We start from the raw sequence: 24,630 nt of genomic DNA, 5'->3' as shown, positions 1-24,630 counted from the left end.
GTAACGAGTTAAGTCACGCAATTCTCGAACTTCGACGGAAGGGACGAAACTAGCCTCAATTAGCCCGCATCGAAGTAATTTTGCAAGCCACTCGGCGTCTTTCATGTCTGTTTTTCGGCCGGGAAGGTCATGAAAGTTTTATTTGAAAGCACACATGTTTGTGTCGCGAAGCCACGACACAAACATGTGCGCATAATCGTTTTACGACACAAACATATGCGTATAATCGTAAATGAAATTGATGTCGGGTTATAAAACATTATCTCATTCCCAACGGCTCTCTGTGAAGCGAAAGAAAAAATAAAACATCGTTGAACTCAGCCTATTGAAATATACTAACCGCAGGAGGTTTGGTCTATTTGACGAATAAATAAAGTAAGGAAGGGAAGGAAGGTCCCCCTAAATTGCAAGAGGAGTTATTAAGCTGATATGAACGAGGCGGTCAATGCTTGAAGTGCAACCAAAAAGTATTCTTGAAACCTGTATCATTTTGACCACGACTCCTTCTGAAACTTATGGCTTCGATCCACGATCGGATGCCAGGGATTCTTACAAAAGAGGACGAACAGGTATGGTTAGATCCTGATACCAAGGATATGGATGCCGATGCCCTGACCTCGCTTTTAAAGCCCTATCCATCAGAGAAGATGAGAGCTTATCCAGTATCGTCCATTGTCGGCAACGTTCGTAACAACCCCTAATGTATCGTAGAGATATAAGCTCACGCGATTAAAGTAAAAAAAGGACAAGCCGGTCTTATTCTTGGGATTCAGTCAAGTTGTACGCTCAAATCAGATTCGCGAGTATCTAAAAACAGGTAAGGATATATCATCAAAACATGTTAAGATATTTTCGGATACGTTGATTAGTAATGACATACCTACACCTATGACTTGGGATACGGACGTTATGGATTCAACAGAACCTCCCTTTTCGGATAAACTGATACTATTCCATGTATCCTTATTAGTAGTGGCAGGAACAGCTAATTATGCCATATCAGCGGCGGCAAGCCCACGTAAAGATATTGCCACAAATTACGTTAGGCTTGCCGCAGAAATTGCCATCTATGCGGAAAGAGGCGCAAAGCTAATGATTGAAAATGGATGGTTAGAGGAACCGCCACAAGCACCTGATCGCCAAGCCCTTGTAAATCAACCGAAGTAAAGATATAAATTTGAGATAATATGAAAAAATGGAGGGGTAATTGTAATTGTGGTCGGCGAATTATTGATTCAAATATATAAGAAATCAAAAGAACTTGGACAGTTGGAATTAGTTAGAAAAGTGGAAACAGAACTAATATTTCGAGGGTTGAGCAAAGAAAAATAACCCCTACCGCGTGGTAATGGGATGTAATCCGCGTCGTTTCACTTCGTTTTGAATAAACTGGATAAATGCTTTTTCGCATTTAACAATTAAAGCGTGGGTTAGTAGACGTTGCAATTCCTCATTGTTCAAAGATGTAATGCTAGAAGGGATATACATTGTTCATCACATACTTTCTTGTCATATTTCGTTCATGCTGATAGTTTTATATATTCTACAAAAGCAGGGAATTTCCTTTGGACACAACGAAAAAGGTGGTGAGAGGAACGGATTTTTTTACTTAGTTTTTTAAACAGTAAACACAAACACTATATAGTGTGACACATCATATTGAAAACATTCTCAAAACCAGCAGTTGTCGGGTGACAAAAACTTTATATCATTAATTGCCGCGGAAAACGCGGTATTTTGTTTTATGTTATAAAGTTCTTGTCAAAAACAAATGACAAGAACTTTATAACATTCCCGAAATTGACAAGAACTTTATATCATTGCCGACGATGCTGTGCGAAGTTAGCTACTGTCATGATGCGTTGTTTCTTCTACATCGGCGAGCAGGATGAGAACAATCCCAAAGAGATGTTGCTTATATGGCTGTCAGTGTGGCTAAAGAGTTCTAATATTTAAGATCTCCTGAATGAATCAGCTCTACTTGAACTTTTACATTTTTTAAAGACTCCAGGGATAATTTTATTTCACCCTTTCCACGGAGTCTTTTCCATTCTGGTTTTTTTTGCCGATAGAATTCGTGCTGCAAATTAAACAAATCCGCATTCATGGACAAGCCTCGAGTATAGGCTTGCCTGATTTGGGCTTCCACCAATCGGGCCGCCTTTCCCTCCAATATTTGTATGGGTATTGGATGGATAAGTTCACTTATGTAACCCGTAAGCTTTACTTCCATATCATAAAAAACTTCATTCCCAGTGATATTGGGCGTAATCTTCGGTTCGGGTCGTTCCAAAGAAAGCGAGGCTTGAAGTTCACCGTCAGTGTGAATAAAAAGCGGACTGCGATGTGTTTTCGGATCCATCCATCTAAGCCCCATGACTTGGTTACTCTGTAATTTTCCCATATAAGTCCCATTTTTAAATACAAACACGCCGTCGACATCGAACGTTGAATGCGGCTGTTCACCGGCCTGCCAACTCCCTTTATCCAAAGATAGGGCAGGGAGTAAAACAGTGCCCTCCGGCTCACGCATATCAGAGGTGAATTTTAGGGCATTCAATGGAGAAATGATCGAGTGTTGTTTAAAAATTTCTTTCGGTTGATGAATCAGGGACATCAGCGGTGAAAGGTTAAAGAACGGGATAGTGGCAAACAATTTATTAATTGGCTGCTGGGTTCCGAACATCCATGGAGTGTATCGAAATTCATAGTATCTCCCAAGAGTTTCGTGAACTTCCTTAAGCCCCTTTTTCAGTAAATTCTCACCCAAAACAATTGTATTTACGTGTCCGTAAAAAATACTTAATTGAGATGAGTGGTAGAGGTCGTTCATAGCACTAGCGATCGATTCTCCCTTGGCATTACCAACCCAAACCGGTATCGGTTGAATGGGCTTACCGGGTTCGGTCTTTGCTACCGTAGAAAAATCAAGCAACTGAGCATACACAGTGTATTCGTTATCCTTATAATCGAACCCAAGACAAGTTGCATAGTTTATGTCCTGTATGCTCTTCATATCCCAGCAGCCGGTTAGCATTATAAGCATGGTTATCCATACCGTTGTCATGCTTAGCCTGTAAACCATTACTTAATCCTCCCTTGTCGGGTTTGGTCGGTGGTTTCCATAATGTCAGGACGCAAATTCTTATTACGCCACTGCTTTCGGGAAAGAGCTGGTATCAGGTCACTCCATCTGATGGGAGATATAGGAGCAAGCACAGGTACTCCGAAAGATTTTAGACTTGAAAGATACAACACAATTCCAATCACAGACAAAATAAACCCGTACATGCCCAGTAAGGACGACATAGCTAAAACAAATAACCGAACGATGCTAACGGTACCAACCAATGATTGATTAACCAGAGTAAAACTGGCGACGGCCGTTATACAAGCGACAACAAGAAGGGTGGTGGATGCGAGTCCGGCTCTGATGGCCGCATCTCCGACGACAATCCCCCCGACTATGGCAACTGTTTGGCCGACCGCCTTGGGCAGTCGCTCACCCGCCTCTCTCAGCAGCTCGAATAATCCGATCATTAGAAAAGCCTCAAGAGGTCCCGGAATCGGAAGTCCTATTCTTGACAGCCCGATCGTAGCCAGTAGCGGGTATGGAAGCTGCTCTAAATTGTAGGATGCCAACGCACTCCAAAAACCAGGTAACAGCAATGAAATAAACAGACCCATAAAGCGGAAAAACAAACCGAATGTCCCCATATAAAACGGAATGTATGCATCCTCCGGTGTCTTTAACAGCAGGGTCAAATTGGCGGGACCGATGATGGCTGTAGGTGCACCGTCAACAATGACAGCAAACCTGCCTCGAGCGAGACTATCCACGACAAAATCGGGTCTTGTTGTGTAATGGAGCAAAGGGAATAATGAAGACTGCTTGTCCGCCAGCAATTCCTCTAGTTGACTGCTGCTTAATAATATATCGATATAAATACGTTGAAGCCTGTTTCGTGCTTCGTTTACAATTTCAGGGTTAGTAATGTCCTCGATATAAAGCAATGCAACCTTGCTTTTGCTTCTTTTGCCGATCGTAAATTGTTCATAACATAGGGCACTTGTACGGAGACGTTTACGTACCAATGCTACGTTTGAGGTCAGCTCCTCTACAAATCCGTCCTTGGGGCCCTTAATCGACATCTCTGTGTTAGATTCAGAAGGTTGCCGGCGCGGTATGTCAGCAATATCTAGAGAATATAACAGACCCAAAGCAGGAAATAAGAGCAGAAGCATTCCCGAGTATATTTGGTCAACGATTTCCTCGGTGTCAGCTACCTGAATCAATTTCATCTGTAGTTTCAGATCTTGCACTTCCGAATGGTTCACCAAAGAGTTTAATTGAGGGAGTATAGAACGGTTTATTTCTTTTGTATCCGTTAGCCCATCGCAATACATCAGAAACACCTGAATATCACCGCCCAATACATACCTTTCCATTATAAAATCAGCGGATTTATTAAATAGGCTTCGGATATTTTCCGGGGTAAACGGATTGTCAGCGTGCGGAGAAGGGGAATCATTTTTAGGTTTAGTACTTATCAGTTTGGGCGACTTTTTCCAAAAACCGCTTATTTTCATTCTATTCCTTCCTTTTCATATTTGAGATCGTGACCATAATGAAGAACATGATCAATAAGCCAGTAATTACGTAAAGAGAGGTAGGAAGATAAACGGTTTTTAAAAAGGCAAGGTAGTCTGTGTCTTTGATCGGGATTCCTGCAGTTATACAAATTAGGCCAATACCTAAGAGTGCCAGCCATACATATTTGGATTTTGTTTGTTTGTTATATGCTGTTAGTATCTCCACAACCAAGTACATGGAGAAAGAAATCCGGATGAAGGCCCCGGAGATCCACTGATAGATCGATAAAAAATCAACATGGCGTATGTATTTGCCAATTTCAACGAGTCGCCACTCTTCAAAGGCGGGGAACCGAAGCTCCGCGGCCTCAAACGGACCGAATTCGGCGATTGCGCCTGTTACCGGTCCGAACACCAGAAGAATTAAAAACAAGGATACTGCAATCAAAAAACGCAGTCGGATTTTCTTTTTAAGCTCATGCTGTATCAACAAAAATGTAATGATTTCAACGGATCCTCCTCCGACATAAATGCATCCTTCGAGAACAGTAGACCATCCATTCTCTAAGATTGGCGTCAATAAATGATAATTTTTATGTTTTAAATTGGTCGTCATAACAAAATGACCCAAAACAATAATTAGCGGCAGCAGAACCCCGGCGGTGATCGCAATGGCCTCAAGGCCCAGATGAACCGCCAAACTACATAGAATGATCATAGAAATGGCGAGCATAAGGACAGGAGTCCGGGGTAAATAGGAAATATGCGTCCACATTACGGTCTCTTTTAATGTAAGACTGCTGATGAAGAGCAGGTAGATTACAAATACACCGGATATAATCCGATATATTAATTTTCCAAAGTTGAGCTTGATCCAAGAAAGAAATAGCTCTTGATTTGTCTTTTTCATAATGTAATAAAGCAGGCTGGTCCACAGCATATAGGGAACAAGTATGATTAAAACACTCACCCAGGCATCTCTTTTAGCGTCCTGAATCAATGGAGGAATGACGATAACATGGTTCATGAGCCCGACAGCCAGAATCATGATTGAAAACATGGGGAGTACTCCGATTGTCCCACGACTATTCATGCTGACCCCCTCCGGGAAAATAAGGAATTTATGCCTTACTATATCCAATAAATGAAAAAATATCATGAGAAAAAGTTAATGGCAGCGCGATGTATCTTGATTAAGATACATTAAAAAAACCACTTCATGTGAAGTGGTTGATCTTACTATACTTGTGTAAAGCCGCGAGCAGATACGACCGTATTGGCCGGATAGAAAGTTCAGTATCAAGTCGTTGATTCAGGAAACGATGCAAAAAGCCCTTCCGATCATTCAGTCCGCACAAAACGAAGTATTAACCGATGAGCAAAAGCGCAGCTTAAAGCATTAGGCCTGACGGAAGAACAAATCAATCAAATGTTAAGCATTAATGACCCGCGTTCAGGCAAAGCAATAATTCGTGGAGGCCGGCGCCCATCCGCCAAGCAAACGATCGACCACACACTTGATGATGCGTTCACGCTCTTTTATAACGTAAAGAAAGCGGAGGGAATGCGGGACCGTACGCTCGCCGATTATAAAGCGCACTGGCGCTATTTTCGCGAATGGATCGATTCCACGGAGCCCGGCATAAAACTGCGTGAAATAACGCAATCTACGCTTCGAGACTACGTAATCTATATGTCGTCAGGTAGGACGAAATATGATGGCGTAGATAACCGGAAGCTAGACGGCGAAACCTTGTCGCCGACAACGGTGGCAATCCGGCTGCGGACGCTTAGAACGATGTTTAACTTTTGGGCTGGTGAGCAGATGATCGACGTTAACCCGGCGCAAAAGATCAAGCCGCCGCGGCAAGACGAGGACGACATTGATGCGTTCACGGACGAGCAGGTACGTTTGCTATTAGCGGCGCCTGACGTACGTTCTTACGCCGGCTTTCGGGACAAGGTGCTCATGTTGCTGCTTGCTGATACCGGCTTACGTATAAACGAAGCCTTACGCTTAACCACCGAACATTTTGATATGAGATCGCGCTGTATAACGCTACCGGCATCGATGAATATGAACCGGAAGCCGAGGATTGTACCGGTATCGAACGAAGTCGTTCGCAAGTCCTCGAGTTGGTTAACGAGAATAAGGCGTATTTCAAGACGGAGTATATATTTGTCGCCAATTACGGCGAGCCGCTGAAGGCCGATCACTTTCGAAAGAGGCTGCATGATTACGGGGTTAAGTCAGGCATACACGGTCAAGTACGAGTAAGCCCGCACACGTTCCGTCACTACTTTTGTACGGCGTACCTCGAGAATGGCGGCGATGTGTTCACCCTGCAAAGGATCGCTGGCCATGCGGATTTGAAACGACTCGTAAATACGTCAAAACGCGTACAGAAGCGATGCAGGAGAAGCACGCGGCCGTATCGCCAATAGCACGATTAGGCGTCGGTAGAGCGCCAAAGAAAGGCCGCAATTAAAGAGGAGCATTTAAAGTAAAGCGATTCCCTATAGATTAGAGGACGAAACAAAATGGCCACGAGAGTTGGTGTTTTGTGAAATGGTGCAGTAATTTTTACCAGAGATCTAGGGAACAATAGCTGCATCTTGACTTAAAGGGGGCACCATGTGCTTGAAAATCCTGTTTCTTTCTCTTTTTATACTTTTAATTTTGGGCTTCTCAGGCTGCTCACCACGCGGACCATCGTCTGATGAGAATGAACGAAATAAAGATGTTGAGCAAGCTCACAAATTCGACGAGGAAATGAAAAAATCATCGGAATCACAAAATGAAAAATCAGATTCTAACCAATCAGACGGCTCATCATGCAGTAATGGAATTTTTGGAAAAGAGGGATTGGGTGGGGGGAGTTGTTAAATTAATCGATGTATTACTCAACAAACGGGAAACGATAGTTTCAATAAACCGCTCTTATCTTGAGATCTTCGATAGCAGGCAATGACATATATGATGACTGGGCAATGACATATATGATGACTATGAAAATGATTTATAACGGCAAAACGCATATGTTTGTGTCGCGAAAGCGCATATGTTTGTGTCGCCGAACATTTAACGGCTGATTGCTACTTCCTCTGTGAAACTCTGTGAAGCGAAACTATTTCACAAAATTCGGATTTTGTACAATAGTCTATAAATTAGCTAAAACCATTGCTACTGCTGGTTTTGTTGTCGGTTGACAAGAACTGCTTCTCCAGCAGCAAATCGAACTCACCTGTTTTTCTTGATTCATTAAATTTTCGCGAAACAGGGTTTAGTTCATATTTTTTAAGCTTTTTATTTGGAATCAGTCCCCTGTATCCCCAAGGGACACCATTAGGATCATAAGTAATGCACCTTTTAAATAAACGAATCAAATTTATTCGATCTACACCTGTGAGTTCATAAATATCCTTATGACTCTTTTCATTTGCCATATATAGATCAATAGCTTCTTTTCGTTTCGAGAAAACCGCCTTTTCCTCTACATCTTCCAACAATGTCTCGTCAACTTGATACCACAAATCTCGGTCAATCTGGGCTTGAGATAATTCACCGAGGTCAATAACCTTAACCCTACTCACGTAACCAAGCCTCCGATCGTTTGCAAATGATTATTTCGTCAATGTTTAGGTGAATTAATCCTTGATAAAACAACCATAAGCACGCATCGTGCACTAGCATATATGGAATTGATAATAATTCTGATAATGTTTGCAGATCTACTCGCTCACGTCGAACGGCTTTATAAATTTGTGGAGCTTCTTTTGGCTCTGGATTGTTCTTTACAAAAGAAATGATCTTCAAGCGATTTTCTAACTCATTGTGACTTTTTCGCAAAAGCTTGTCGGTTATTATTTCATAAAGGACCCCATTTTCTTTGCAATAAATTTGTTGAGCTTCAATTTGTCTAAGCGTCCTTACGTTGCATCGGTCTTCAGGATTCAACTCCGATTCATATTTGACTTCACGGCATATCACCGTTCCATCTCGAAGTTTAAGCCACATATCAAATACACTTGTATGGAGCTCATCATTTTGTACAAAAGAAATTTCAGGGTATTGTTCGCAGTATGTTTCTACATCTGGATTAGTTTCAATGCTGACCCAATGATCGAATTCAAGATCGCTATAAAGAGTTACCTCTCTCATCCCCACCTTAGGACCATCAGAATTCCAATAATTATTACCATATTTAGCTGCTCTAGGCATGATCTTTGGTTTTTGCATAAACTAAGCCTCCTAATATTTTCGCGTTTCAACGGACGAAACTGCATTGGAGTATCCTTATTGCTACGTTTTTTCCAAATTTCAGATTTATAAACATTCACATGAAAAGTTACTAAATTCCTTTTCTAATTAATAACTAGAAAGCTATTAATTTGGAAATACTATGTTTAAAGTTACTGATTTTTAGGGATAAAAGAGATTTTAGATAAAGTACAAACTGATGGGAAATCAACTAGACCGGCATGTTTTAAAAAAATATTACAGATGGAATCTCTCAAAACCTGAATAAAATTCAAAAAATAATAATCTTGAAAACTAGAAAAAAAAATTTAGATAGCTTAATAACTCAAGTTTCGCACCTTGAAAAATGCGCTTAGATGTTGATGTTACTGGGATTGTGGCATAAAATTAGCAAACTTGACAGAAAAACACCTTTCACGTTTGGTAAAATGGAAGTGTCGAGCTTACCATTCCAAACAGAAAGGTGCGTAACCCTATGTTACACCACAACTCCCTATCTGAAAAGTGTGAAGAACGTTTTTCAACCATGTTTTCTACTTTGAGAATTGGACATTTACTTCGTCAGGCTGGCATTCGCAAATCGTTTGGTCTTCCGGCTCTTTCCGTTTTCCAGCTCATTTTCACATTAATTTTCCAGCAACGCAGTTGGTCTCGTCTGCTTGAAAGTAGCCGTTCTACACTGCCAGGTAAAGATGTAGTCTATCGTTTCTTGAATCATCCTGGTTTTGCTTGGCGTCGCTTCTTTCAGACGTTAAGTTTGAACGTTATTCAGCGCTTTGAATCTCTAACTTCCACTACACGAGTTCGTGTGTTCATCGTAGACGATTCCGTTCTAAAGCGGAACCGCTGCAAGAAGGCAGAACTGCTGGCTCGGGTACATGACCATACCACCGGTCGTTTCGTACGTGGTTACAACATGTTGACCCTCGGGTGGTCGGATGGGTTCAGCTTTGCCCCCATCGATTTTGTCATGCTCAGTTCGGCGAAGCTAGCGAATCGTTTCTGTGAAATGAAGGAACAGCTATCCAAACGTACGCAAGGCTATAAGCGGCGTCTCGAAGCATTCTCTCGGAAGCCCGATGCGGTTATGGCTCTGCTGGATCGTGCAATTAAAGCTGGCTTTGCAGCGGATTTTATCCTGATGGATAGCTGGTTTACCCAAGCCCCGCTGTTACGCGCTCTGATGTCTAAGGGCTTGCACGTCATTGGCATGATTAAAGATATGAAACAGCGCTACCGAGTAGGCGACAAGCGAATGACGCTAAAAGAATTGCACGCGGCGCTTCCCCGATCTTCCAAATTGGAGGTCTTGGGTTCGATTATCGCCCGAACCGACTGTGGATTGCCGATCAAGTTGGTTTTCGTCCAGAACCGTAATTGCCGTAGGGAATGGCTTGCTATTTTAAGTACGGATATTGAGCTCACGGATACTGAAGTTGTCCGTATTTACGGCATGAGATGGAGCATCGAAACTTTCTTCAAGTTCACCAAATCTTACTTGAAACTGGGAACCGAGTTTCAAGGGCGCTCTTTTGACATGTTGATCAGCCATACTACCATTGTCTTTACCCGTTATCTGTTGATGGAATGGGAACGACGTGAGCATCAGGATCAACGCTCTTTGGGCGGCTTATTCTTCTTGTTTTCGGATGAAGTCCGAAATCTGGATTTGAAAACGGCGTTACAACAAATCGTCAGCTTTTTCCTTGAGCTTTCTCAAACAAAGACCAAACGGGAGAAGTCTGCCGTTTTCAGTCAAGTGCATCAATGGATTTCAGGTTTACCCAGCTACATCAAGGCTTTAGTGCCAAATTTGTGCTGCGAAACTTGAGTTAATAATTTGGAATTACTAAGATAGAAAAGAGATTTCAGGGGGAAGAAAAATGAATGAAGAGGAAATTTATAAAACGGTTGGGTTTCGTATAAGACAAGCACGCATTGCAAAAAACATGACACAAGACGAACTTTGCGAAATATTAAGGTTATCTCGCGCTTCAATTTCTAACATTGAAGTTGGAAGGCATCGTATACAATTGCATGTACTATATCAGTTGGCAGAAACTTTTGGTATGAACATAAGGGAACTGCTTGTTTAGTTCTTATTTTTCTTGTGTGATAGTTGTGACTTTAAATTATTAATTGCCTCAAAATATGCCTGACGAATTTCAGGATTGTCAATTTTATAAACTTCAATTGCAGTGGCTATTGCTATATTACTCAGATCTAATAACACTAACAGATCTGGTTTTGTTTCCATATACAATACGGGGATTTGCCATTCCCCTTCTATCTGAGCCAAATGAAATAACTGATTTTTTATCATCATAGCATTGGAATACAATTTATCTTGAAATTTTATCCCTATGGCTGTAATCGTAGCCAGGCCGAATTGAAATTCTTCGGTCTTATTTGTCATATTAATCACCTCATGAATAGTTATAGACATCTCAGCAATAATTAATACATATAAGTATTAAATATTTATTTTGATATTTAAATCAATGTGTATCGAATTTTGTTCATAGCTTACACTACAAATGAGGTGTAACAATGGACAAAGCTGTATTGAAATCTGTAGGTAGTCGAATACGTGATTTGCGGAAGCAAAAAGATCTGTCTCAAGAAGAACTTGGAGAAATAGCTGGTTTTCATTTTTCTTATATCGGTGGTGTAGAGCGTGCCGAAAAAAACATCTCTCTAATTAATCTTCAAAAAATAGCAGATGGGCTTTGCGTTCCTATTCACGAACTTTTTCTGTTTACAAAACGGGTACGCACAAGTAATACAGAAAAAGATATACTATTGAACCAGATCCATGAGCAACTTATAGAAATGCAACTTTCAGATTTAAAGAAAATTCAGCTTCTTATAACTCAGTTGTTCCAAAACAAATAAATGCCATCTATCGTTTTCTCAAACGAGGTGGCATTTATTTGTTTTGTTTCGCTAAATTATGTGTGGGGTTAACGAACAGAACATATCAATAGAGGAACCTTTACTCGATCCTGTTATTGTATGAATTCCTTTAACGAACAACAACGAAATGCTGACACGGGGGAAAGCATCTCCGCCTACTTGGCTAACCAGCGGATCCGAAGGTTTGCTTGCTTTTGAAAACGTCTTCAAGACGTGTTGGCTTACCTAACATCCCCTATCGGTGCACGGTATTTAAAAAGGTCATGAACGTCACACCCAACCAGTACCGTAAAATGTTTAACCTACATATGGCTCGAACCCGAATCGGAATAAAAAAAGGCCTAGGCGAATGGCTGTTAGTACAGCTTCACCTAGGCTTTTCACACTACGTTAGTTAATTTTCAGCTGCGGCTTATTCGCCCCATTCTCCGAGCTGTTAATCTGCGTATACTTGCCTGCGCTCTCGGCCAGGACGAACGAAACGGTTTTGTCGCCCGCAACCTGCGCCTGGACGTAAGACGTCACGTCGATTTCATAATACTGCTGCGTCGTATTCGTATTGACGCTTCCCGCCGCCGTTCCGGTCGTTGGGGCATTGTTCCAAGTGATCGTGTCCTGGCTCCAATCATCGCTCGTCTGGTAAGCGGTGACCGTTGTCGCGGCCGATGAGGTGGCATAGATCCGAAGCTTGGCGCTGTCACCGAAGTGATCCCGCTCAGATCAAACATCAGGTAAGAGTTGCGGTTGGCGCCGGCCGATCCGCTTTTCAAATATAGCATCGTATCGCTGCCGTAATTGATATCCGCGTTCGTATCATCTCTTGTATAGGCATCCTCCATCGGAGTCAATGTAGCAGTATTGGAAGACAACGGCGGAGTGGTCGCGCCAGCGCCGTCGTCGTGCCGCTGCTGGTTCCGCTGAACACCGTGGTGGGCTCCAAGCAAAGCGAGTCCTGTGAAAAAGAAAAGCAGCTACTATGAAGTTTTCATCATAGCCTGTGACCGGGAGGTCATGAATGTTTTATTTTGAACGAGTCAAATAGAGGATTGCTAAACGAGAGAACACCCCTTATCAAGTGTTGGGTTGGGATTACATGCCGCGAAAAGAAAAAGGAAACTACATTTTCCTATAAAAAAGCCGATAACGGCGTCACCGGCATTAAAATCGCATGAATTGAAATCGGAGCTATGAAAAAGCATTTCTCGCAGTGACTTTTTGTTGTTGTCCAGATTGTCGGCTTTCTTACGTAGAAACGGAAAGGTTTCCCTTATTTTACCCACGATTCCAGTTTCGATCCCATCCAAAGGGATTGAAGCGACATCTCGAGAACCGATATTCTCATAGTAAATTAATAAAAGCCCTCATTAATGAGGACTCGGTTTTACTTCGCCGCATTTTTCTTCACCCGTAATTTAATACATGCCACAGCCCCTCCAATCACCAATGCGATCAGGATCAGCGGCAACAGATTCCTATGCATAAAGGCATGATACCGAGCCCATGCGACATCCACATACCTGCCCAGAAATACGAACACCTCTACCCAGATCACCGCTCCGATTGAGTTGTATAGAGTGAACACAGGAAACGGAATCCCGTTGAGTCCAGCCAAGTAAGGTGTGAGCACACGAATGCCGGCAATGAACTTGGAGATCAGCAGGATGGAAACCTGGTGATTCATAAACCGCTCCTCCGCCTTGGATAACCTCTCCTCGGTCAATCCAATCACCTTACCATATCTTAAGATTACCGCTCTACCCAAGAAACGGCCGATAACATACGCGATACTTGATCCGAACACATTTCCGACGATGGCGGCAAGGATCAGCGGAATCAAGCGGAATTCCCCTTTGGCCAATGCAATCCCGGAAAAGGTCAGAGTTGTTTCTGCCGGAAAAGGAATACCGATCATCTCCACAAGCTAGATGAAAAATATTCCCCATACCCCATACTGGTGGATCAAGTGTCCAATGTGAAAATGCACCTGCAAGACTCCCTTAAATAATTTAATTATAATCTAATACTGTGAATTGTCAGTATCCACCTCGATTTTCTCCCACTGTTTCCAGATATGGACGGTGACGGTCTGGGCTCGCCATGGGCATCCAATCTCACAGTGGAACGCCAGCTAATGCAGCAGATCGATCTCCTTAGTTATGAGCGACACTTCACGGTAATCAACGAATACTCTCCACGCGACATCAATGACGAGTCCGCGAACCGCGATCACGTCCTTCCTTGCTGCTTATATAAAATGATTCGGCATCTTCATCGTAGTACTCGGGATAAAAACATGCACGAAAACTTAAAAATTAGATCGGTCAGTCGCCGTCATATAAATTATGGACGAGGTACAACCGGCTCAATAAAGTTACAGCCGATTTACTACTGATAATGCTGCCTGAACACCAATAAATCACACTAATCCCTACTAAGAAACCTATACCTGTTTCCAGGCTCGGTAGCTATAAAACGCGGCCGAGTCGGGTGCTCCTCGGACTTTTTGCGTAGATTTGGCCTATGTAGCTGAAAATAATAACTATCTGACTCATGGGATGTCCCTCCTACTTGCTGCAGGAGCCTAAGACATCATTATCGGGACCAAGAGATCGCAGGTTTGAATCCTGTCATCTCCGTGGAGGGAGAAGTATCGCGCAATTGCTCCGTTCTTCCCACGGAAGCCGTTAATGCGCGGGGAGCTGTACGATGACTTCTGAGCCCGCCTGCTGCTCGCTTTCAATCCTAATGGAGCCTCCGTGAAGCGCAACAATCTCTTTCGCTATGGACAGGCCAAGCCCAGCGCCCCCTGTCTTACGGTGTCGAGAAGGATCCACCCGGTAAAATCGTTCAAAAACGCGCGCCAATTCTTCACTAGGAATGCCGACTCCGCGGTCCTTAACCCTTAATTCAACCCCACTGTCCTTACAGTCAGTCGATTCAATTCGCGCTAGCTGGATGAAAACCTCCTCCTTGCTGTATTTTAACGCATTATCGAGCAAGATCATAAGCAGTTGTTTTATTCTGGACGTATCGGCACGAAGAAAGATGGGCGTGGCCGAAGTTTGCACAACTACCGGTCGATGATAGGCGACTTGCATCAATTCCGCCGTGTTCTTACACAAGGACACCAGCTCTACCTGCTCGAGCATCAATTTCTCCTCTTGCTTCATGGACGCCAGGTCTAATAATTGTTGCGTAAGTCCTTTCATTCTAACGGCTTCAGTATATATGTTCACTATCGCCTCTCTACCTTTGGTCTCATCCTGTAAGCCCCATCGCTGCAGCATTCTTGCATAACCTTCTATAATCGTTAGCGGCGTCTTCATCTCATGGGAGGCGTCGGATACAAATTGCTGCTGCCGAACAAAGCTTTCCTGAATACGATCCATCATCCGGTTAAAGGTCGATGCCAGTGCATGTAATTCGTCATGTCCGCCTTCGCGAATGGGAATTTTCCGGAAAACAAGACTCTTCTCAATATGCTCCATTGTTTTAGCCATGCCTGAAATCGGTCGCAAAATCCATTTGGACATCCAGAATCCTCCGAGAATACTCATACCTACAGCGCCGAACGTTGTCAGCGTGAGGATCGAAATGAGAATGCTTATATTCTCGGTGAGGGAGTCCATCTTCTCTAAAATTTCCAGTGTTCCTACAGTTTGTCCTTCTACAAATGTCGGTATTCGAGCCGCTAACACCTTCTGCCCTTCAAGTTGATACAACTCTGTTTGGGCACTCTGGACAAACTTGGATTTAATTTGGGTTACTTGGTCGTCCGTTTGAACCTGACGCACAATTTGGCCCATCGGGTCTATCCATCGAATGAGTCCGTAATCCGGGAGAAAGCTTTGTACAATATCTATGTCCTTTCCCTCCACGGCATTTGCAAACGGTACTTTTTGCAACAGCGTTTCTGCCCGGGTCGTCAAGTAATCCCGTTCATTGTCGGTCGTAATCTCCAAAAAAGCGATATAAATGGTGACATTAACAACGAGCAAAATCCCTGTCAGCCACAGGGTGGTCAGCCATGCGATTTTATATTTGATGCTCATGCTTCGCTCTCCTTGATGCAATAGCCAACCCCGCGGAACGTATGGATAAGCTGCTTTGGGAACGGATAATCCACTTTTTTGCGGATATAGCGAATATAAACATCCACTACATTCGTATCACCGACGAAATCGTATCCCCATACTTCGTTAATGATCTGTTCTCGGCTGAGAACCTGATTTCGGTTTTCCACTAGGTATAGGAGCAGTGCGAATTCCTTCGGTGTGAGCTCAACGGGCACTCCGCCCCGAACGACTTCTCTCGACCTTGTGTTTATGGTCAAATCATCTAACAAGAGCAGTGGATGGCTTCCCGCTGCCGCTTGCTGATTCGATTTTCGGGTGCGGATGCATGCCCTAATTCTTGCCAGTACCTCCTCGATCTCAAAGGGTTTGGTCATATAATCGTTGGCGCCGAGGTTCAGCCCGCTTACCTTATCCGGCGTAGAGCCGCGAGCCGTCAGTAAGATGATAGGCGTAAATTCGTCCGTCTGCCGCAAGCGTCTAAGCACCTCTAATCCGCTTAACTCCGGCAGCATAATGTCGAGCAGAATGACGTCCCATTGACCGGAGGCCGCCTTTCTCAATCCCTCCCTGCCCGTTAGGGCGCAGTCGACGGTATATCCTTCGTAACCAAGCTCCATCTCCAGCAGCCGGGCGATCTTGTCCTCGTCTTCTATGATGAGAATTCGCTCCATATCGCTTCATCCCTTCTCGTTCAGCCTCGTCTCTTCGATTATAGCCAAATCAGATGAGATTTATATGAATTCGCAATGAGAAAAAGCCTCCCGCAGTTGCTGAGGAAGGCCACCGTTTAATTTCGATACTTAGTCGTCATTCGTTTCTTGATCGTTGTCTTGGCTCGAGCTGCTATCGCTCTTGCCTGCTTGAGCTTCGTTCAGAGCAGCGGTCGGCTGAGGAGCGTTGGCTTGCTCGATGGAATCCGGTACTTCTCCATCGTTTTCGTTCTCAGCCGTTACACTTTCTTGCTTCTGCGTTGCGCTTATCGAAGACACTGCCGGCGATCCCGACTTAGACGAAGTTGCGTAAGCGATCCCCGTCGCTCCTCCAAGCACCAGAACCGCCATGCCCATGACTAGCCATTTCTTCATGTTCCATCATTCCTCCTAAGCTGGGTATCCTTACCCACTTAGCTTAGCCTAAATAAATAGGAATACCCTGTGATTCAGCTGAGAGTTTCATGAGAAATGGCTGAGTTTTCGCTCAGGGTTTCTTAGTCACCGTTGTCTTCAATAAATGCTTGGCGTATCGAAGAGGGGTTTCGTATGCTTGATAGAACGTTTGATGCATCTGTGCTCTATTGCGCTTGCGGAATCTTCTTGGATAAGGTACCTCTTCTGTCCAACGAATCGTTCCAGGTAGGCCAATGTGCTTCGCCGCGACTTATAAGTAGGCGCCCCTTTTTTCCTGTGGATCCCCAAAGAGCGTCGCTTTCTCTTGATAACTTAATGATGCCTTTTCCTACGCTCCCGCTAACCGGCTTTACAAACAATACATCATAGCATCGCTTGTTTCAAATTTGCTTTCGAATAAGCTAGCGTTGCAAGCAAGTAAGTCGCAAGGAACGATTTTCATTAGCAACTGATGAATTGTATCCTTCCCGAATCGAATGATGCGATTAAAGAGGATGGAGGTAGCCGCCAGCTTGAACGACTTTAGGAATTCGGCGCCTGACTAGCCTGTATGACTAGCCTGTACCCTTTACGACGTGGAATAAACCCATGGACCGAGGTGTTGCCTACGTGCCGCAGAGACATGTAGAACGACTACAAGCCAAGCTCCTTCGCCGCTTGATCGTAGCAGTCTATATTCTCGTAGCCCGTCTGTTTACCGAACTTTCTTATATAACCCATGATCCAGTAATGTGCCGGCAGTAGGTTTCATAACGATATTCCACTCCTTCCCCCGGACACATCTTTGATGCTACAGGATATTCAGAAGCGGAATAAAGCCTACGGGTATATGGCAGTTGCAGCAGATGAAAACTTTCTCATCTTATTAAAAATTAGCTCCATTTAAGATCGTTAACGAATGGGTCAGAGGAGAAAAGTGGAATTCCTTATAGCGGCAACTTACCCTGGCATTGATCATTAGCGGTTTGTGTGCAATAGGTTTTGGCAACATTGCGGTTCTCATCTCGGATCATCAAATAAACAGGTTTGATAATCAGCTCATTTCATTGGTCCAAGGATTTGAATCTACGGCTTTAACGAGCGTCCCCACATTGCATAGAATCGTCAATGCAAACTGATTCAGTTTCCCCAGCGGACATTCCATGGCGGCTTTTAGCTTATAGGGAATATTTGCTTTTCTGGTTTGGCGGCACGTACCCACTTCTATCGGCGGCAGCATTTTGATTCTATGCAGCTCCTCGATAATTCTCATGATAGGGATCAGCCGGGTCTATCTCGGGGTGCACTATCCGAGCGATGTTCTGGGCGGGTTCTTAGCAGCGGTTGTTGGCTAGCCATTTCCATATCGTTCTATCAAAGCGATATCAGGAGAAAGTACCCCCGGACGTTAACCGGTCATAAATCGCAATTATTACCTGTCAAGGGAATTCGCTCATGATACTCTAATGTAATTCTAATAAAGCCTAATCGTAATAGGATTCCCAAGGGACCGTGCCCTGATAGGAAAATAGTAGGAGACGCGGCTTGTGCTAAACTGCTATCAGGCTAAGCGCCTACTACTACGATCCTTAAGGAGGAACTGAGTCATGAAATTTATGAAGAACAACCGCCTTGGTAAATCTGCTGTAACCTTGAGCTTAGCTACAACGATGTTCGCGGGAATGTCCACTGCAGCCTTTGCCTCTTCTCAGCAGCAAGGGCAGCAAGATGAAGGAAATGGGTACACAGCGAATACAAGGGTAGCCGCGACTTACACTCCGACCACTACGCAGAGAGCGTTCTCCGCTCCGGCATCGAGCAGCGTAAGCAGCAATGGGATCGTGAATACCGCTAAATCGTTGCAGGGAAAAGTGCGGTACGTGTTTGGCGTTCGGGACCAAAGCCACCTGATTTTTGATTGTTCCTCTTACACGCAGTATGTATTTCAACTGAATGGCAAGCCTATTCCGTGGGGCTCGAAGGCGCAAGCGCATGTAGGCACATATGTGCCGCGAAATCAGCTGCAGCCGGGCGACTTGGTCATGTTCAGCGTTAGCACCCCGGGTCAAATTAATCACGTCGGAATCTACATCGGCAACGGACAGTTTATTAACAACCTGCCTCACCAAGGCGTGGTAATCTCTAACTTCAACAGCTCTTATTGGACAAGTCATTACATCACAGGACGGCGCGTGTAACCATCGGGAGCCAGAGCGGAAATCATTCGCTCTGGATCTTATTTCTATTAACCCAACCAGTACAGCTCGTATATAGTGCTTGTGTTTACTGTTTAAAAACCTCTATTCAGTGAAAACGGTTAGATTTAGGGCTTTTTATATGATGTGTCACATTATATGTCTACCGCAGGCCACGTTGCAGAAATGTTTTTCGAGTTCTTTTATAATATCTCTTGATTTCACGTAGTGAAACGAATGGCGTATGATCCCAGAAGATTGTACGCCATCTTGATATTCACTGGTATTTTTCGTGCATTTTGATTGAGCATTTTGCATAAATCCATAATTGAAAATGTGGCAGCAGAATCAGTGATCAGTCAGGGATAAATTTTCTACTCGGGCGACTTAGATTCAAAAATGGGCAGACCTGCAGAATTTTTTGTTCAATCTCAAATTTAAGCTGCGACTTTGCTTGTCTGACGAGCCATTGCTAATGCAGAAACCAACAGCACAATCGCGTTCAGAGGTGAGTGGTTGCTTTCTGGATTCCCCAGATGTGCATGGCGTCAGCGGTCAAGTACGTTTTCATCCGGGAGTTGCATCGTTCTACACTCGTTCTTTCATTGTAGAGCTCCTTCCAAGGTTTCGTGTCCCGATGCGGGCTCGAATAGCGGCGTAAATCGGTTGACGTAACGATTTTAACAACCATTCGATAGTTTGAAGAGGTCAACGAACAGGCGCTTAGCTAATCCCTTATTGTCAACTCGGCGAAAACGCGACTTAATGTCGCTACCGAGGGAGCTTCCCGATCCAGCCGCAGTCCGCATTGATAACGGAATCGAAAATCCATATCCAAACGGCGATGCAGACCGGTAAAGGTATCGATGTTTTCAAGCGGTGCGGCGAGCAGTGCACGAAGAATTCCTTGTCTGCAATGTCATCGGCGCCTCGGGGTGAAGGGCTTCTCAATTCTTTAGCATAAGGTCGTAAGTCAAGGACGCTAAAGAAGATAGGCAACCGTTCTTTAGATTCAAGTTTTTGAAGTTCGTTAAAGGAAAATAGGCTTTCTTGGAGAATGTACAAAGTGACTTCCCTCCCTTGGGTTTTCTGGTTTGGTCACTTGAAAACTTCTCCAAGTCGGGGTGAAGTCCCATTTTTATGTTCAAAAACCCTTGCGTGGTAAGGGCTCAGGTTAATGCAAAATGCTCGATTACAAAAAAAGCTCCCTCTATAATTACCGAGGGAGTAAAATCATGAGTTCGACTATACCATGTTATGGTTTAAAAATACGGTTGTCTAGACAAGAGCCCAGTACATCGGGATATTCAGATGAGAAATTAATGAGAAAGCTAGTATGGTCCCTCACAAACGAATTAAGTTACCACAGGCGGGTCCCACCCCATAACGACGACGCCAACATTTCAGATCTGATTGTGTCAGAATACCTGCTCCTGTGAAAACCCTTATACTTACTTTGATTATCCAGCCAATAGAAAAAATCTTATCGTAACCTTTTTTCTTGTCTACTTGTATACTACTTAAATTACCAGCACCAGTTCTTTTTGCGTTGGATCCTACCCTGGGCGCGTCCATACAACCCGGTTAAAAAGAATCGCTTCGTTATTTAGGGTAATATATCGCAAAATCCGGCAAAAGCCGTGTCTCTTTGCCGGATTTTGCGATATCCTAGTGGGAGATTACTTGCAAAGGAATGAATCCGATGGAAACTGTTCAGCAGAAGCTAGCCCGTTTGGCCAAGTGGAAACTGCATCGTTTTTATTTGAAGTATCCGCGCATCGCCCGGTATTTACCGCCAACTGCATTGTTGACCCCAGAAACACTCGACAGGTTCCTCAGGCTATATAAAGTCGTTTATATTAAGGCCAGTACAGTCCACACCGGGAAAGGGATCATTAAAGCGTGGAAGGCGGATAATGGTTACAAGTTTGTAATTGTCCGGGGTGAGATCCGGCATGCCACCTCTGCTCATGATCTTTATCGGCGCATTCACAATATGTACCCACAGCGATCCTTTATCGTACAGAAAGCGATAGATCTGTCGAAGCTGAACGGGCGCGACTTCGACATCCGAGTCATGATGATGCGTGATGGAGAGCGAAAGTGGAATTACGCGGGAATGGTTGTCAAAGTAACAGGCCCGGGAAGCGTTGTTTCCAATGTACGTCGGGGTGGAGGTTACGTGACAACGGTTGAGCATGCCATTAGACGGTCACTTCATTGCTCGACGCAGCAGGTGAGAAATATCAAGAAAGAGCTTATCCAGTTAAGCCGTAATATTATGCAAGCTTCCGAGCAATATCCATTCTTTTCTTTCCAGTGTGGACTAGATTTGGCTGTTGACAGAAAGGGTAGAGTGTGGGTAATCGAGGTCAATCTACACAACCCCTCACATGGATTGTTTAATAAGCTGAACGACAAAACCTTCTTTCGACGCATCGGTCGGCTGTACTCGTCATACCGACGTAAACATAAACGGATCATTTAATCAACAAAGAGGCTGTCTCAAACTAATTAGACAATCTTAGCGACAAACAAGGAAAACAGTTGAATAAGTAAGGAGCTAAGCGGCATGTTCTCGCTTAGCTCCTTGCTTTTTTGAGTCCACCGCTGCTTTCTTGAGCATATTGTGGGCAAGCGAAAGCCATCCAACCTCTCCGACTTACTTTGGGTAAGCCTCGAAGCAGAAACCTTTTAAAGCCTCGGTTGTTTTTTATATCGCCAAACACGGGCTCCGGCTCGATCATACGCCGGACTGCCAGCGCATAACCTGTTTCACTTCGGAGTCTTTGTCTTGCCTGGTTCTTTATCCGTAAGTACTTCAGGCTGACCTTGACTTCGCGATCACCCGGTGCCTTCGTGCATTGCGATTTTAGCGGACAATCTTCAGATCCGGCACTTCGGTAATGACGGTATTCAATTTTGTAGCCACTGTCCGTTTTCTCCTTACTCAACTCAAGCGTCATAGTTCCAGTTGTCAATTTTACTAATGTCCTTTTGCCATGCCTTACTTTTTTCGCGATGGTAGTTACTGTATTTCACAATGGCCTCGACTTTGTTTTGCTCCAAATAGTCGTAGTTCTCTTCTGCCAAAAATTGAAGAACTGAGGTAAACACAGTCTCCAGTACTGTTTTCATCCGCTCCGAGCGGAACCTATTAATGGTGCGGAAATCCGGTCGTTGCCTTCCCGCGATCCACATGAACATGATGTTTTCGCGAACAGCTTTGGCAATCTGTCGGGAGGAATAAATCCGCTGGGTGTAGGCATAGATGATGACTTTGGTTAGCATTTTGGGGTGATAGCTGTCTCGTCCACCTCCTGGATAGGCTGCGTCGAAGATGGCATCGTCGAGACGTTTGACGCCGGCGTTAACAACACGAACGATGTGATTCTGAGGAATGCCTTCTTCTAAATCCATTGGCAGGCAAAGTTGATCCATGGTATATTGAATGTACAAAGAAACCGTCTCCTTAGTAAAGTACCTCCATTTTACCAAGGAACGGTTTCTTTTTGTTGTATTAAATTAAAGAGAAGGCATCCCAGCCAGTTTGAGGGCTTTTGGAACACCCTCTTTATTGGTCGTTCGACGGTTCCTTTGGGGTGGTGGCGCTTGAATCCTCGTAGCTAGTTTATGACTGGAACTGCACAGCAGAAGGCGAAAGTCCCATATTTAGTTTCATGCGAGGTATTGAACCAGACAACCGTCTCATAAGGAGTAGCTTCCTTCGCAAAGTCGTAGAAGCTCGCCCAAGATGCCGTCCCTTCGAAGGATGAGGTCATTCCTAAATTGGCCAGTTCGTCTTTTGGAAGAGGCCCGCCACAGGCCGATAATGCCAGATCCTCCCCCAATCGGGTAAATACTGACACTCGGCATTTTCCATCCAAGTAGCTCCGCAAAGTTCGATCCCATCGTTTTCTTGCCTTCGCTCTTCAGGGCTCACGCAATGTTCCGACATCGTGGATGAGTCCATCCATTTACTGAATAAATTCTAGCACGTAATGAACACTCTCGGCCAAAATCAGCTTCGTGCAGTCCTTCGGAACAAATACAAAAGCCTCCATCCCTGCTCGAGCAGCGTAAGCGGCCAATCGCCTTGCTATTAGCATTGATGCCACTTTGTCTATACCGCGCTATTTCAGGAGCGAAACGGCGACCGAGAATCCTCGCGCCTTAAGCTTCCACTGGGGTTTATTTCCTTGCACTGCTAATTTAATTTACAAATTCGTATCCTAGTTAAAAATTCATTCCCATTTACCGCTTTACCACTATTTGTGATCCGCGCTGTCTGTAACGGCAAGTTTTAAGGCCATCCTTTTGCGGGATGGCCTCTTTTGGGTAGCACTGTATTCTCAATTGCTGATTTTGCTAGCCTACAAAACCTCCCGAGCTGTAATGTACCTGTTTAACCAGTAAGGGTCTTTCCATCTGGTTATCGTAACACCCGGAGGGGATTGATACGTATTCAGCATATGACCGTTTCCGATATCGACTCCACAATGACCAACCCGGTTATCGGAATAACGAGGTCTACGGAAGAAAATTAAATCACCGGGTTCAATATCCCTTTGCCCGATCCTACTTCCCCTCCTTGATTGAGCTCTAGCGGTTCTTGGTAATGCGATACCGTTTTTCCCAAAAATGTATTGTAAATATGAAGAGCAGTCAAATCTCCTTGACCTTGGGTAGGGCCCTGCACCGAAGCGATAAGGCGTTCCTATCAAATTCCTGCCAAGAGAAATTATGTTCGGTGCTTTTTCTGTCTGTTTGATTTTCACGGTTTTATTTCTATTTTCTAACGTCGGAGAATTGGGTTGCACTGTTGGAATAAGAATACGTGTACCTGCTGGAATTGGTTCTATTAAATTTTTATTAACAGCAAGTAATCGCTTGGCTGTTGTATTTAACAAATTGGTTAAGCTACGTATAGTATCTCCTCTAAAGGTAATGAAGATTAGCCCAGGTTGGCGAATAAAAACTTGTCTTTTCACCATGTCTACAGATAAATCTACGTTAAAGAGCCTGTTGATGGATCGTAAACTCACGTAAAATTTTCCTTGATGGTTTATTATAGGATCTATGCGGAAGTTAACTCCCTCCCTTCGTGCTATTCCTCCTGTACGTGGAAGCGATAAAAATTCAGATCCATCTGTAGCAAAAAGGAACTTCGCATTTCTCCCTTTTAAATCATACTCCAGAATCTCCAGCACATCGGCCAAAGCTAGGTACCGGATGCCCCCTTTGAGTATAAGGATTTTATTTTTGAAAATTTTTCGCTTATTTTCAAAGAAGTCCTTCTGAAACAGTATGATACTCATTTGAAGTTTTTGTAACGCAATCATTTTAATCCCACCTGAGAATCTGGATACTTCTTTATATTCTGTGAGGTTGGGGAATGGAACTTAAAGACTCAAAATTAATGAAAGTGTTCCAACACATCAAGACCCCATTTCGAGGGGTCATTTTCATTTCAGGAGGTGTGT

The 24,630-nt window shown here is 43.9% G+C and carries 23 protein-coding genes and 4 pseudogenes; 11 read left to right on the top strand and 16 right to left on the bottom strand.

Translation table 11 applies throughout. The features are described from left to right. Window positions 1–129: pseudogene (locus FPZ49_RS26125) on the bottom strand (IS110 family transposase); the annotation flags it as partial. A gap of 386 nt (window positions 130–515) precedes the next feature. Between FPZ49_RS26125 and FPZ49_RS37050 the strand changes: the two are divergent. Both FPZ49_RS37050 and FPZ49_RS26115 read left to right on the top strand, forming a co-directional pair. Continuing rightward, window positions 516–701, top strand: a complete 186-nt coding sequence (locus tag FPZ49_RS37050) for an SOS response-associated peptidase family protein (protein ID WP_315899206.1) — start codon at window positions 516–518, stop codon at window positions 699–701. 61 nt (window positions 702–762) lie between these two features. After that, a complete protein-coding gene (locus tag FPZ49_RS26115) occupies window positions 763–1,167 on the top strand; it encodes a DUF3231 family protein (RefSeq protein WP_144852707.1) in 405 nt (134 codons plus the stop codon). Window positions 1,168–1,945: 778 nt separating this feature from the next. Here FPZ49_RS26115 and FPZ49_RS26110 read toward each other — a convergent pair. The 3 genes from FPZ49_RS26110 to FPZ49_RS26100 are packed head-to-tail and all read right to left on the bottom strand — an operon-like array spanning window position 1,946 to window position 5,686. Then, complete coding sequence (locus FPZ49_RS26110) at window positions 1,946–3,085, bottom strand: Ger(x)C family spore germination protein (protein ID WP_144852705.1); 1,140 nt, start codon at window positions 3,083–3,085, stop codon at window positions 1,946–1,948. Next, window positions 3,085–4,590 carry a spore germination protein gene (locus FPZ49_RS26105; RefSeq protein ID WP_144852703.1) on the bottom strand — a complete coding sequence of 502 codons (1,506 nt, stop codon included), beginning with the start codon at window positions 4,588–4,590 and terminating at the stop codon, window positions 3,085–3,087. The genes FPZ49_RS26110 and FPZ49_RS26105 overlap by 1 nt, the downstream gene beginning before the upstream one ends. A gap of 1 nt (window position 4,591) precedes the next feature. Next, window positions 4,592–5,686: a GerAB/ArcD/ProY family transporter gene (locus tag FPZ49_RS26100; protein WP_186446111.1), complete on the bottom strand. Its 1,095-nt coding sequence runs from the start codon at window positions 5,684–5,686 to the stop codon at window positions 4,592–4,594. 336 nt (window positions 5,687–6,022) lie between these two features. Here FPZ49_RS26100 and FPZ49_RS26095 point away from each other — a divergent pair, with 336 nt between their 5' ends. The 3 genes from FPZ49_RS26095 to FPZ49_RS26085 all read left to right on the top strand — a co-directional run bounded on the left by FPZ49_RS26095 (window position 6,023) and on the right by FPZ49_RS26085 (window position 7,480). Beyond that, the gene (locus FPZ49_RS26095) at window positions 6,023–6,799 is read left to right on the top strand and encodes a tyrosine-type recombinase/integrase (protein ID WP_144852699.1); all 777 of its coding nucleotides are present in this window, start codon (window positions 6,023–6,025) and stop codon (window positions 6,797–6,799) included. Continuing rightward, window positions 6,730–7,038 carry a tyrosine-type recombinase/integrase gene (locus FPZ49_RS37640; RefSeq protein WP_186446110.1) on the top strand — a complete coding sequence of 103 codons (309 nt, stop codon included), beginning with the start codon at window positions 6,730–6,732 and terminating at the stop codon, window positions 7,036–7,038. The genes FPZ49_RS26095 and FPZ49_RS37640 overlap by 70 nt, the downstream gene beginning before the upstream one ends. A gap of 196 nt (window positions 7,039–7,234) precedes the next feature. Further along, window positions 7,235–7,480, top strand: coding sequence for a hypothetical protein (locus tag FPZ49_RS26085; protein ID WP_144852697.1), 246 nt, complete (start codon window positions 7,235–7,237; stop codon window positions 7,478–7,480). A 281-nt stretch (window positions 7,481–7,761) separates the two neighbouring features. Here FPZ49_RS26085 and FPZ49_RS26080 read toward each other — a convergent pair whose 3' ends face one another. Both FPZ49_RS26080 and FPZ49_RS26075 read right to left on the bottom strand, forming a co-directional pair. Continuing rightward, a complete protein-coding gene (locus tag FPZ49_RS26080; RefSeq protein ID WP_144852695.1) occupies window positions 7,762–8,187 on the bottom strand; it encodes a hypothetical protein in 426 nt (141 codons plus the stop codon). Continuing rightward, window positions 8,180–8,833, bottom strand: a complete 654-nt coding sequence (locus FPZ49_RS26075; protein WP_144852693.1) for a TnsA endonuclease N-terminal domain-containing protein — start codon at window positions 8,831–8,833, stop codon at window positions 8,180–8,182. The genes FPZ49_RS26080 and FPZ49_RS26075 overlap by 8 nt, the downstream gene beginning before the upstream one ends. 496 nt (window positions 8,834–9,329) lie before the next feature. Between FPZ49_RS26075 and FPZ49_RS26070 the strand changes: the two genes are divergently transcribed. After that, entirely contained in the window at window positions 9,330–10,685 is a 1,356-nt protein-coding gene (locus FPZ49_RS26070) for an IS4 family transposase (protein WP_144852691.1), read from the top strand. A gap of 52 nt (window positions 10,686–10,737) precedes the next feature. After that, the gene (locus tag FPZ49_RS26065) at window positions 10,738–10,950 is read left to right on the top strand and encodes a helix-turn-helix domain-containing protein (RefSeq protein ID WP_144852689.1); all 213 of its coding nucleotides are present in this window, start codon (window positions 10,738–10,740) and stop codon (window positions 10,948–10,950) included. On the opposite strand, the gene FPZ49_RS26060 is transcribed toward FPZ49_RS26065, so the two are convergent. Next, entirely contained in the window at window positions 10,947–11,270 is a 324-nt protein-coding gene (locus FPZ49_RS26060; protein ID WP_144852687.1) for a hypothetical protein, read from the bottom strand. The genes FPZ49_RS26065 and FPZ49_RS26060 overlap by 4 nt on opposite strands. A gap of 134 nt (window positions 11,271–11,404) precedes the next feature. On the opposite strand from FPZ49_RS26060, the gene FPZ49_RS26055 reads away from it, so the two are divergent. Further along, window positions 11,405–11,749 (top strand): helix-turn-helix domain-containing protein, encoded by a 345-nt coding sequence (locus tag FPZ49_RS26055; protein WP_144852685.1) that lies wholly within the window; start codon window positions 11,405–11,407, stop codon window positions 11,747–11,749. 411 nt (window positions 11,750–12,160) lie between these two features. Here the strand turns inward: FPZ49_RS26055 and FPZ49_RS37930 are convergent. The 6 genes and pseudogenes from FPZ49_RS37930 to FPZ49_RS37045 form a co-directional block, all read right to left on the bottom strand. Beyond that, window positions 12,161–12,609: pseudogene (locus tag FPZ49_RS37930) on the bottom strand (CBM96 family carbohydrate-binding protein). Between the two features lie 542 nt (window positions 12,610–13,151). Further along, window positions 13,152–13,682 carry a DedA family protein gene (locus FPZ49_RS26045; RefSeq protein WP_144852681.1) on the bottom strand — a complete coding sequence of 177 codons (531 nt, stop codon included), beginning with the start codon at window positions 13,680–13,682 and terminating at the stop codon, window positions 13,152–13,154. A gap of 772 nt (window positions 13,683–14,454) precedes the next feature. Further along, on the bottom strand, window positions 14,455–15,822 hold the full coding sequence (locus FPZ49_RS26040) for a sensor histidine kinase (RefSeq protein ID WP_144852679.1): 1,368 nt from the start codon (window positions 15,820–15,822) through the stop codon (window positions 14,455–14,457). After that, window positions 15,819–16,517 carry a response regulator transcription factor gene (locus FPZ49_RS26035; protein WP_144852677.1) on the bottom strand — a complete coding sequence of 233 codons (699 nt, stop codon included), beginning with the start codon at window positions 16,515–16,517 and terminating at the stop codon, window positions 15,819–15,821. The genes FPZ49_RS26040 and FPZ49_RS26035 overlap by 4 nt, the downstream gene beginning before the upstream one ends. Before the next feature lie 129 nt (window positions 16,518–16,646). Continuing rightward, entirely contained in the window at window positions 16,647–16,931 is a 285-nt protein-coding gene (locus FPZ49_RS26030; RefSeq protein ID WP_144852675.1) for a hypothetical protein, read from the bottom strand. A 1,075-nt stretch (window positions 16,932–18,006) separates the two neighbouring features. Next, entirely contained in the window at window positions 18,007–18,225 is a 219-nt protein-coding gene (locus FPZ49_RS37045) for a hypothetical protein (protein WP_261381631.1), read from the bottom strand. On the opposite strand from FPZ49_RS37045, the gene FPZ49_RS37040 reads away from it, so the two are divergent. Both FPZ49_RS37040 and FPZ49_RS26020 read left to right on the top strand, forming a co-directional pair. Further along, window positions 18,194–18,307 carry a phosphatase PAP2 family protein gene (locus FPZ49_RS37040; RefSeq protein WP_261381625.1) on the top strand — a complete coding sequence of 38 codons (114 nt, stop codon included), beginning with the start codon at window positions 18,194–18,196 and terminating at the stop codon, window positions 18,305–18,307. The genes FPZ49_RS37045 and FPZ49_RS37040 overlap by 32 nt on opposite strands. Window positions 18,308–18,559: 252 nt before the next feature. Further along, complete coding sequence (locus FPZ49_RS26020; RefSeq protein WP_261381624.1) at window positions 18,560–19,150, top strand: C40 family peptidase; 591 nt, start codon at window positions 18,560–18,562, stop codon at window positions 19,148–19,150. 434 nt (window positions 19,151–19,584) lie between these two features. Here FPZ49_RS26020 and FPZ49_RS37925 read toward each other — a convergent pair. Further along, window positions 19,585–20,212: pseudogene (locus FPZ49_RS37925) on the bottom strand (transposase). A gap of 628 nt (window positions 20,213–20,840) precedes the next feature. On the opposite strand from FPZ49_RS37925, the gene FPZ49_RS26010 reads away from it, so the two are divergent. Continuing rightward, window positions 20,841–21,635 carry a YheC/YheD family protein gene (locus FPZ49_RS26010; protein ID WP_144852673.1) on the top strand — a complete coding sequence of 265 codons (795 nt, stop codon included), beginning with the start codon at window positions 20,841–20,843 and terminating at the stop codon, window positions 21,633–21,635. A gap of 75 nt (window positions 21,636–21,710) precedes the next feature. Here FPZ49_RS26010 and FPZ49_RS37920 read toward each other — a convergent pair. Both FPZ49_RS37920 and FPZ49_RS26000 read right to left on the bottom strand, forming a co-directional pair. Further along, window positions 21,711–22,606 (bottom strand): annotated as a pseudogene (locus tag FPZ49_RS37920) (transposase). 914 nt (window positions 22,607–23,520) lie between these two features. Beyond that, window positions 23,521–24,489 (bottom strand): C40 family peptidase, encoded by a 969-nt coding sequence (locus FPZ49_RS26000; RefSeq protein WP_144852671.1) that lies wholly within the window; start codon window positions 24,487–24,489, stop codon window positions 23,521–23,523. Window positions 24,490–24,630: the final 141 nt, after the last annotated feature.

The organism is Paenibacillus cremeus (assembly GCF_007786445.1).
GTDB lineage: Bacteria > Bacillota > Bacilli > Paenibacillales > NBRC-103111 > Paenibacillus_G > Paenibacillus_G cremeus.
Note: the sequence above shows the minus strand (reverse complement) of the source record. Positions and strands in the feature narration are given on the sequence as shown.

Coding starts and splice junctions, on each gene's coding strand:
- FPZ49_RS26075 (WP_144852693.1), bottom strand. CDS start 8,833: ATGCAAAAACCAAAGATCATGCCTAGAGCAGCTAAATATGGTAATAAT.
- FPZ49_RS26020 (WP_261381624.1), top strand. CDS start 18,560: ATGAAATTTATGAAGAACAACCGCCTTGGTAAATCTGCTGTAACCTTG.
- FPZ49_RS26105 (WP_144852703.1), bottom strand. CDS start 4,590: ATGAAAATAAGCGGTTTTTGGAAAAAGTCGCCCAAACTGATAAGTACT.
- FPZ49_RS26045 (WP_144852681.1), bottom strand. CDS start 13,682: ATGATCGGTATTCCTTTTCCGGCAGAAACAACTCTGACCTTTTCCGGG.
- FPZ49_RS26060 (WP_144852687.1), bottom strand. CDS start 11,270: ATGACAAATAAGACCGAAGAATTTCAATTCGGCCTGGCTACGATTACA.
- FPZ49_RS26035 (WP_144852677.1), bottom strand. CDS start 16,517: ATGGAGCGAATTCTCATCATAGAAGACGAGGACAAGATCGCCCGGCTG.
- FPZ49_RS26040 (WP_144852679.1), bottom strand. CDS start 15,822: ATGAGCATCAAATATAAAATCGCATGGCTGACCACCCTGTGGCTGACA.
- FPZ49_RS26055 (WP_144852685.1), top strand. CDS start 11,405: ATGGACAAAGCTGTATTGAAATCTGTAGGTAGTCGAATACGTGATTTG.
- FPZ49_RS26030 (WP_144852675.1), bottom strand. CDS start 16,931: ATGAAGAAATGGCTAGTCATGGGCATGGCGGTTCTGGTGCTTGGAGGA.
- FPZ49_RS26110 (WP_144852705.1), bottom strand. CDS start 3,085: ATGGTTTACAGGCTAAGCATGACAACGGTATGGATAACCATGCTTATA.
- FPZ49_RS26000 (WP_144852671.1), bottom strand. CDS start 24,489: ATGATTGCGTTACAAAAACTTCAAATGAGTATCATACTGTTTCAGAAG.
- FPZ49_RS26095 (WP_144852699.1), top strand. CDS start 6,023: ATGTTAAGCATTAATGACCCGCGTTCAGGCAAAGCAATAATTCGTGGA.
- FPZ49_RS26070 (WP_144852691.1), top strand. CDS start 9,330: ATGTTACACCACAACTCCCTATCTGAAAAGTGTGAAGAACGTTTTTCA.
- FPZ49_RS37045 (WP_261381631.1), bottom strand. CDS start 18,225: ATGAGAATTATCGAGGAGCTGCATAGAATCAAAATGCTGCCGCCGATA.
- FPZ49_RS26065 (WP_144852689.1), top strand. CDS start 10,738: ATGAATGAAGAGGAAATTTATAAAACGGTTGGGTTTCGTATAAGACAA.
- FPZ49_RS26010 (WP_144852673.1), top strand. CDS start 20,841: ATGAATCCGATGGAAACTGTTCAGCAGAAGCTAGCCCGTTTGGCCAAG.
- FPZ49_RS37050 (WP_315899206.1), top strand. CDS start 516: ATGGCTTCGATCCACGATCGGATGCCAGGGATTCTTACAAAAGAGGAC.
- FPZ49_RS26100 (WP_186446111.1), bottom strand. CDS start 5,686: ATGAATAGTCGTGGGACAATCGGAGTACTCCCCATGTTTTCAATCATG.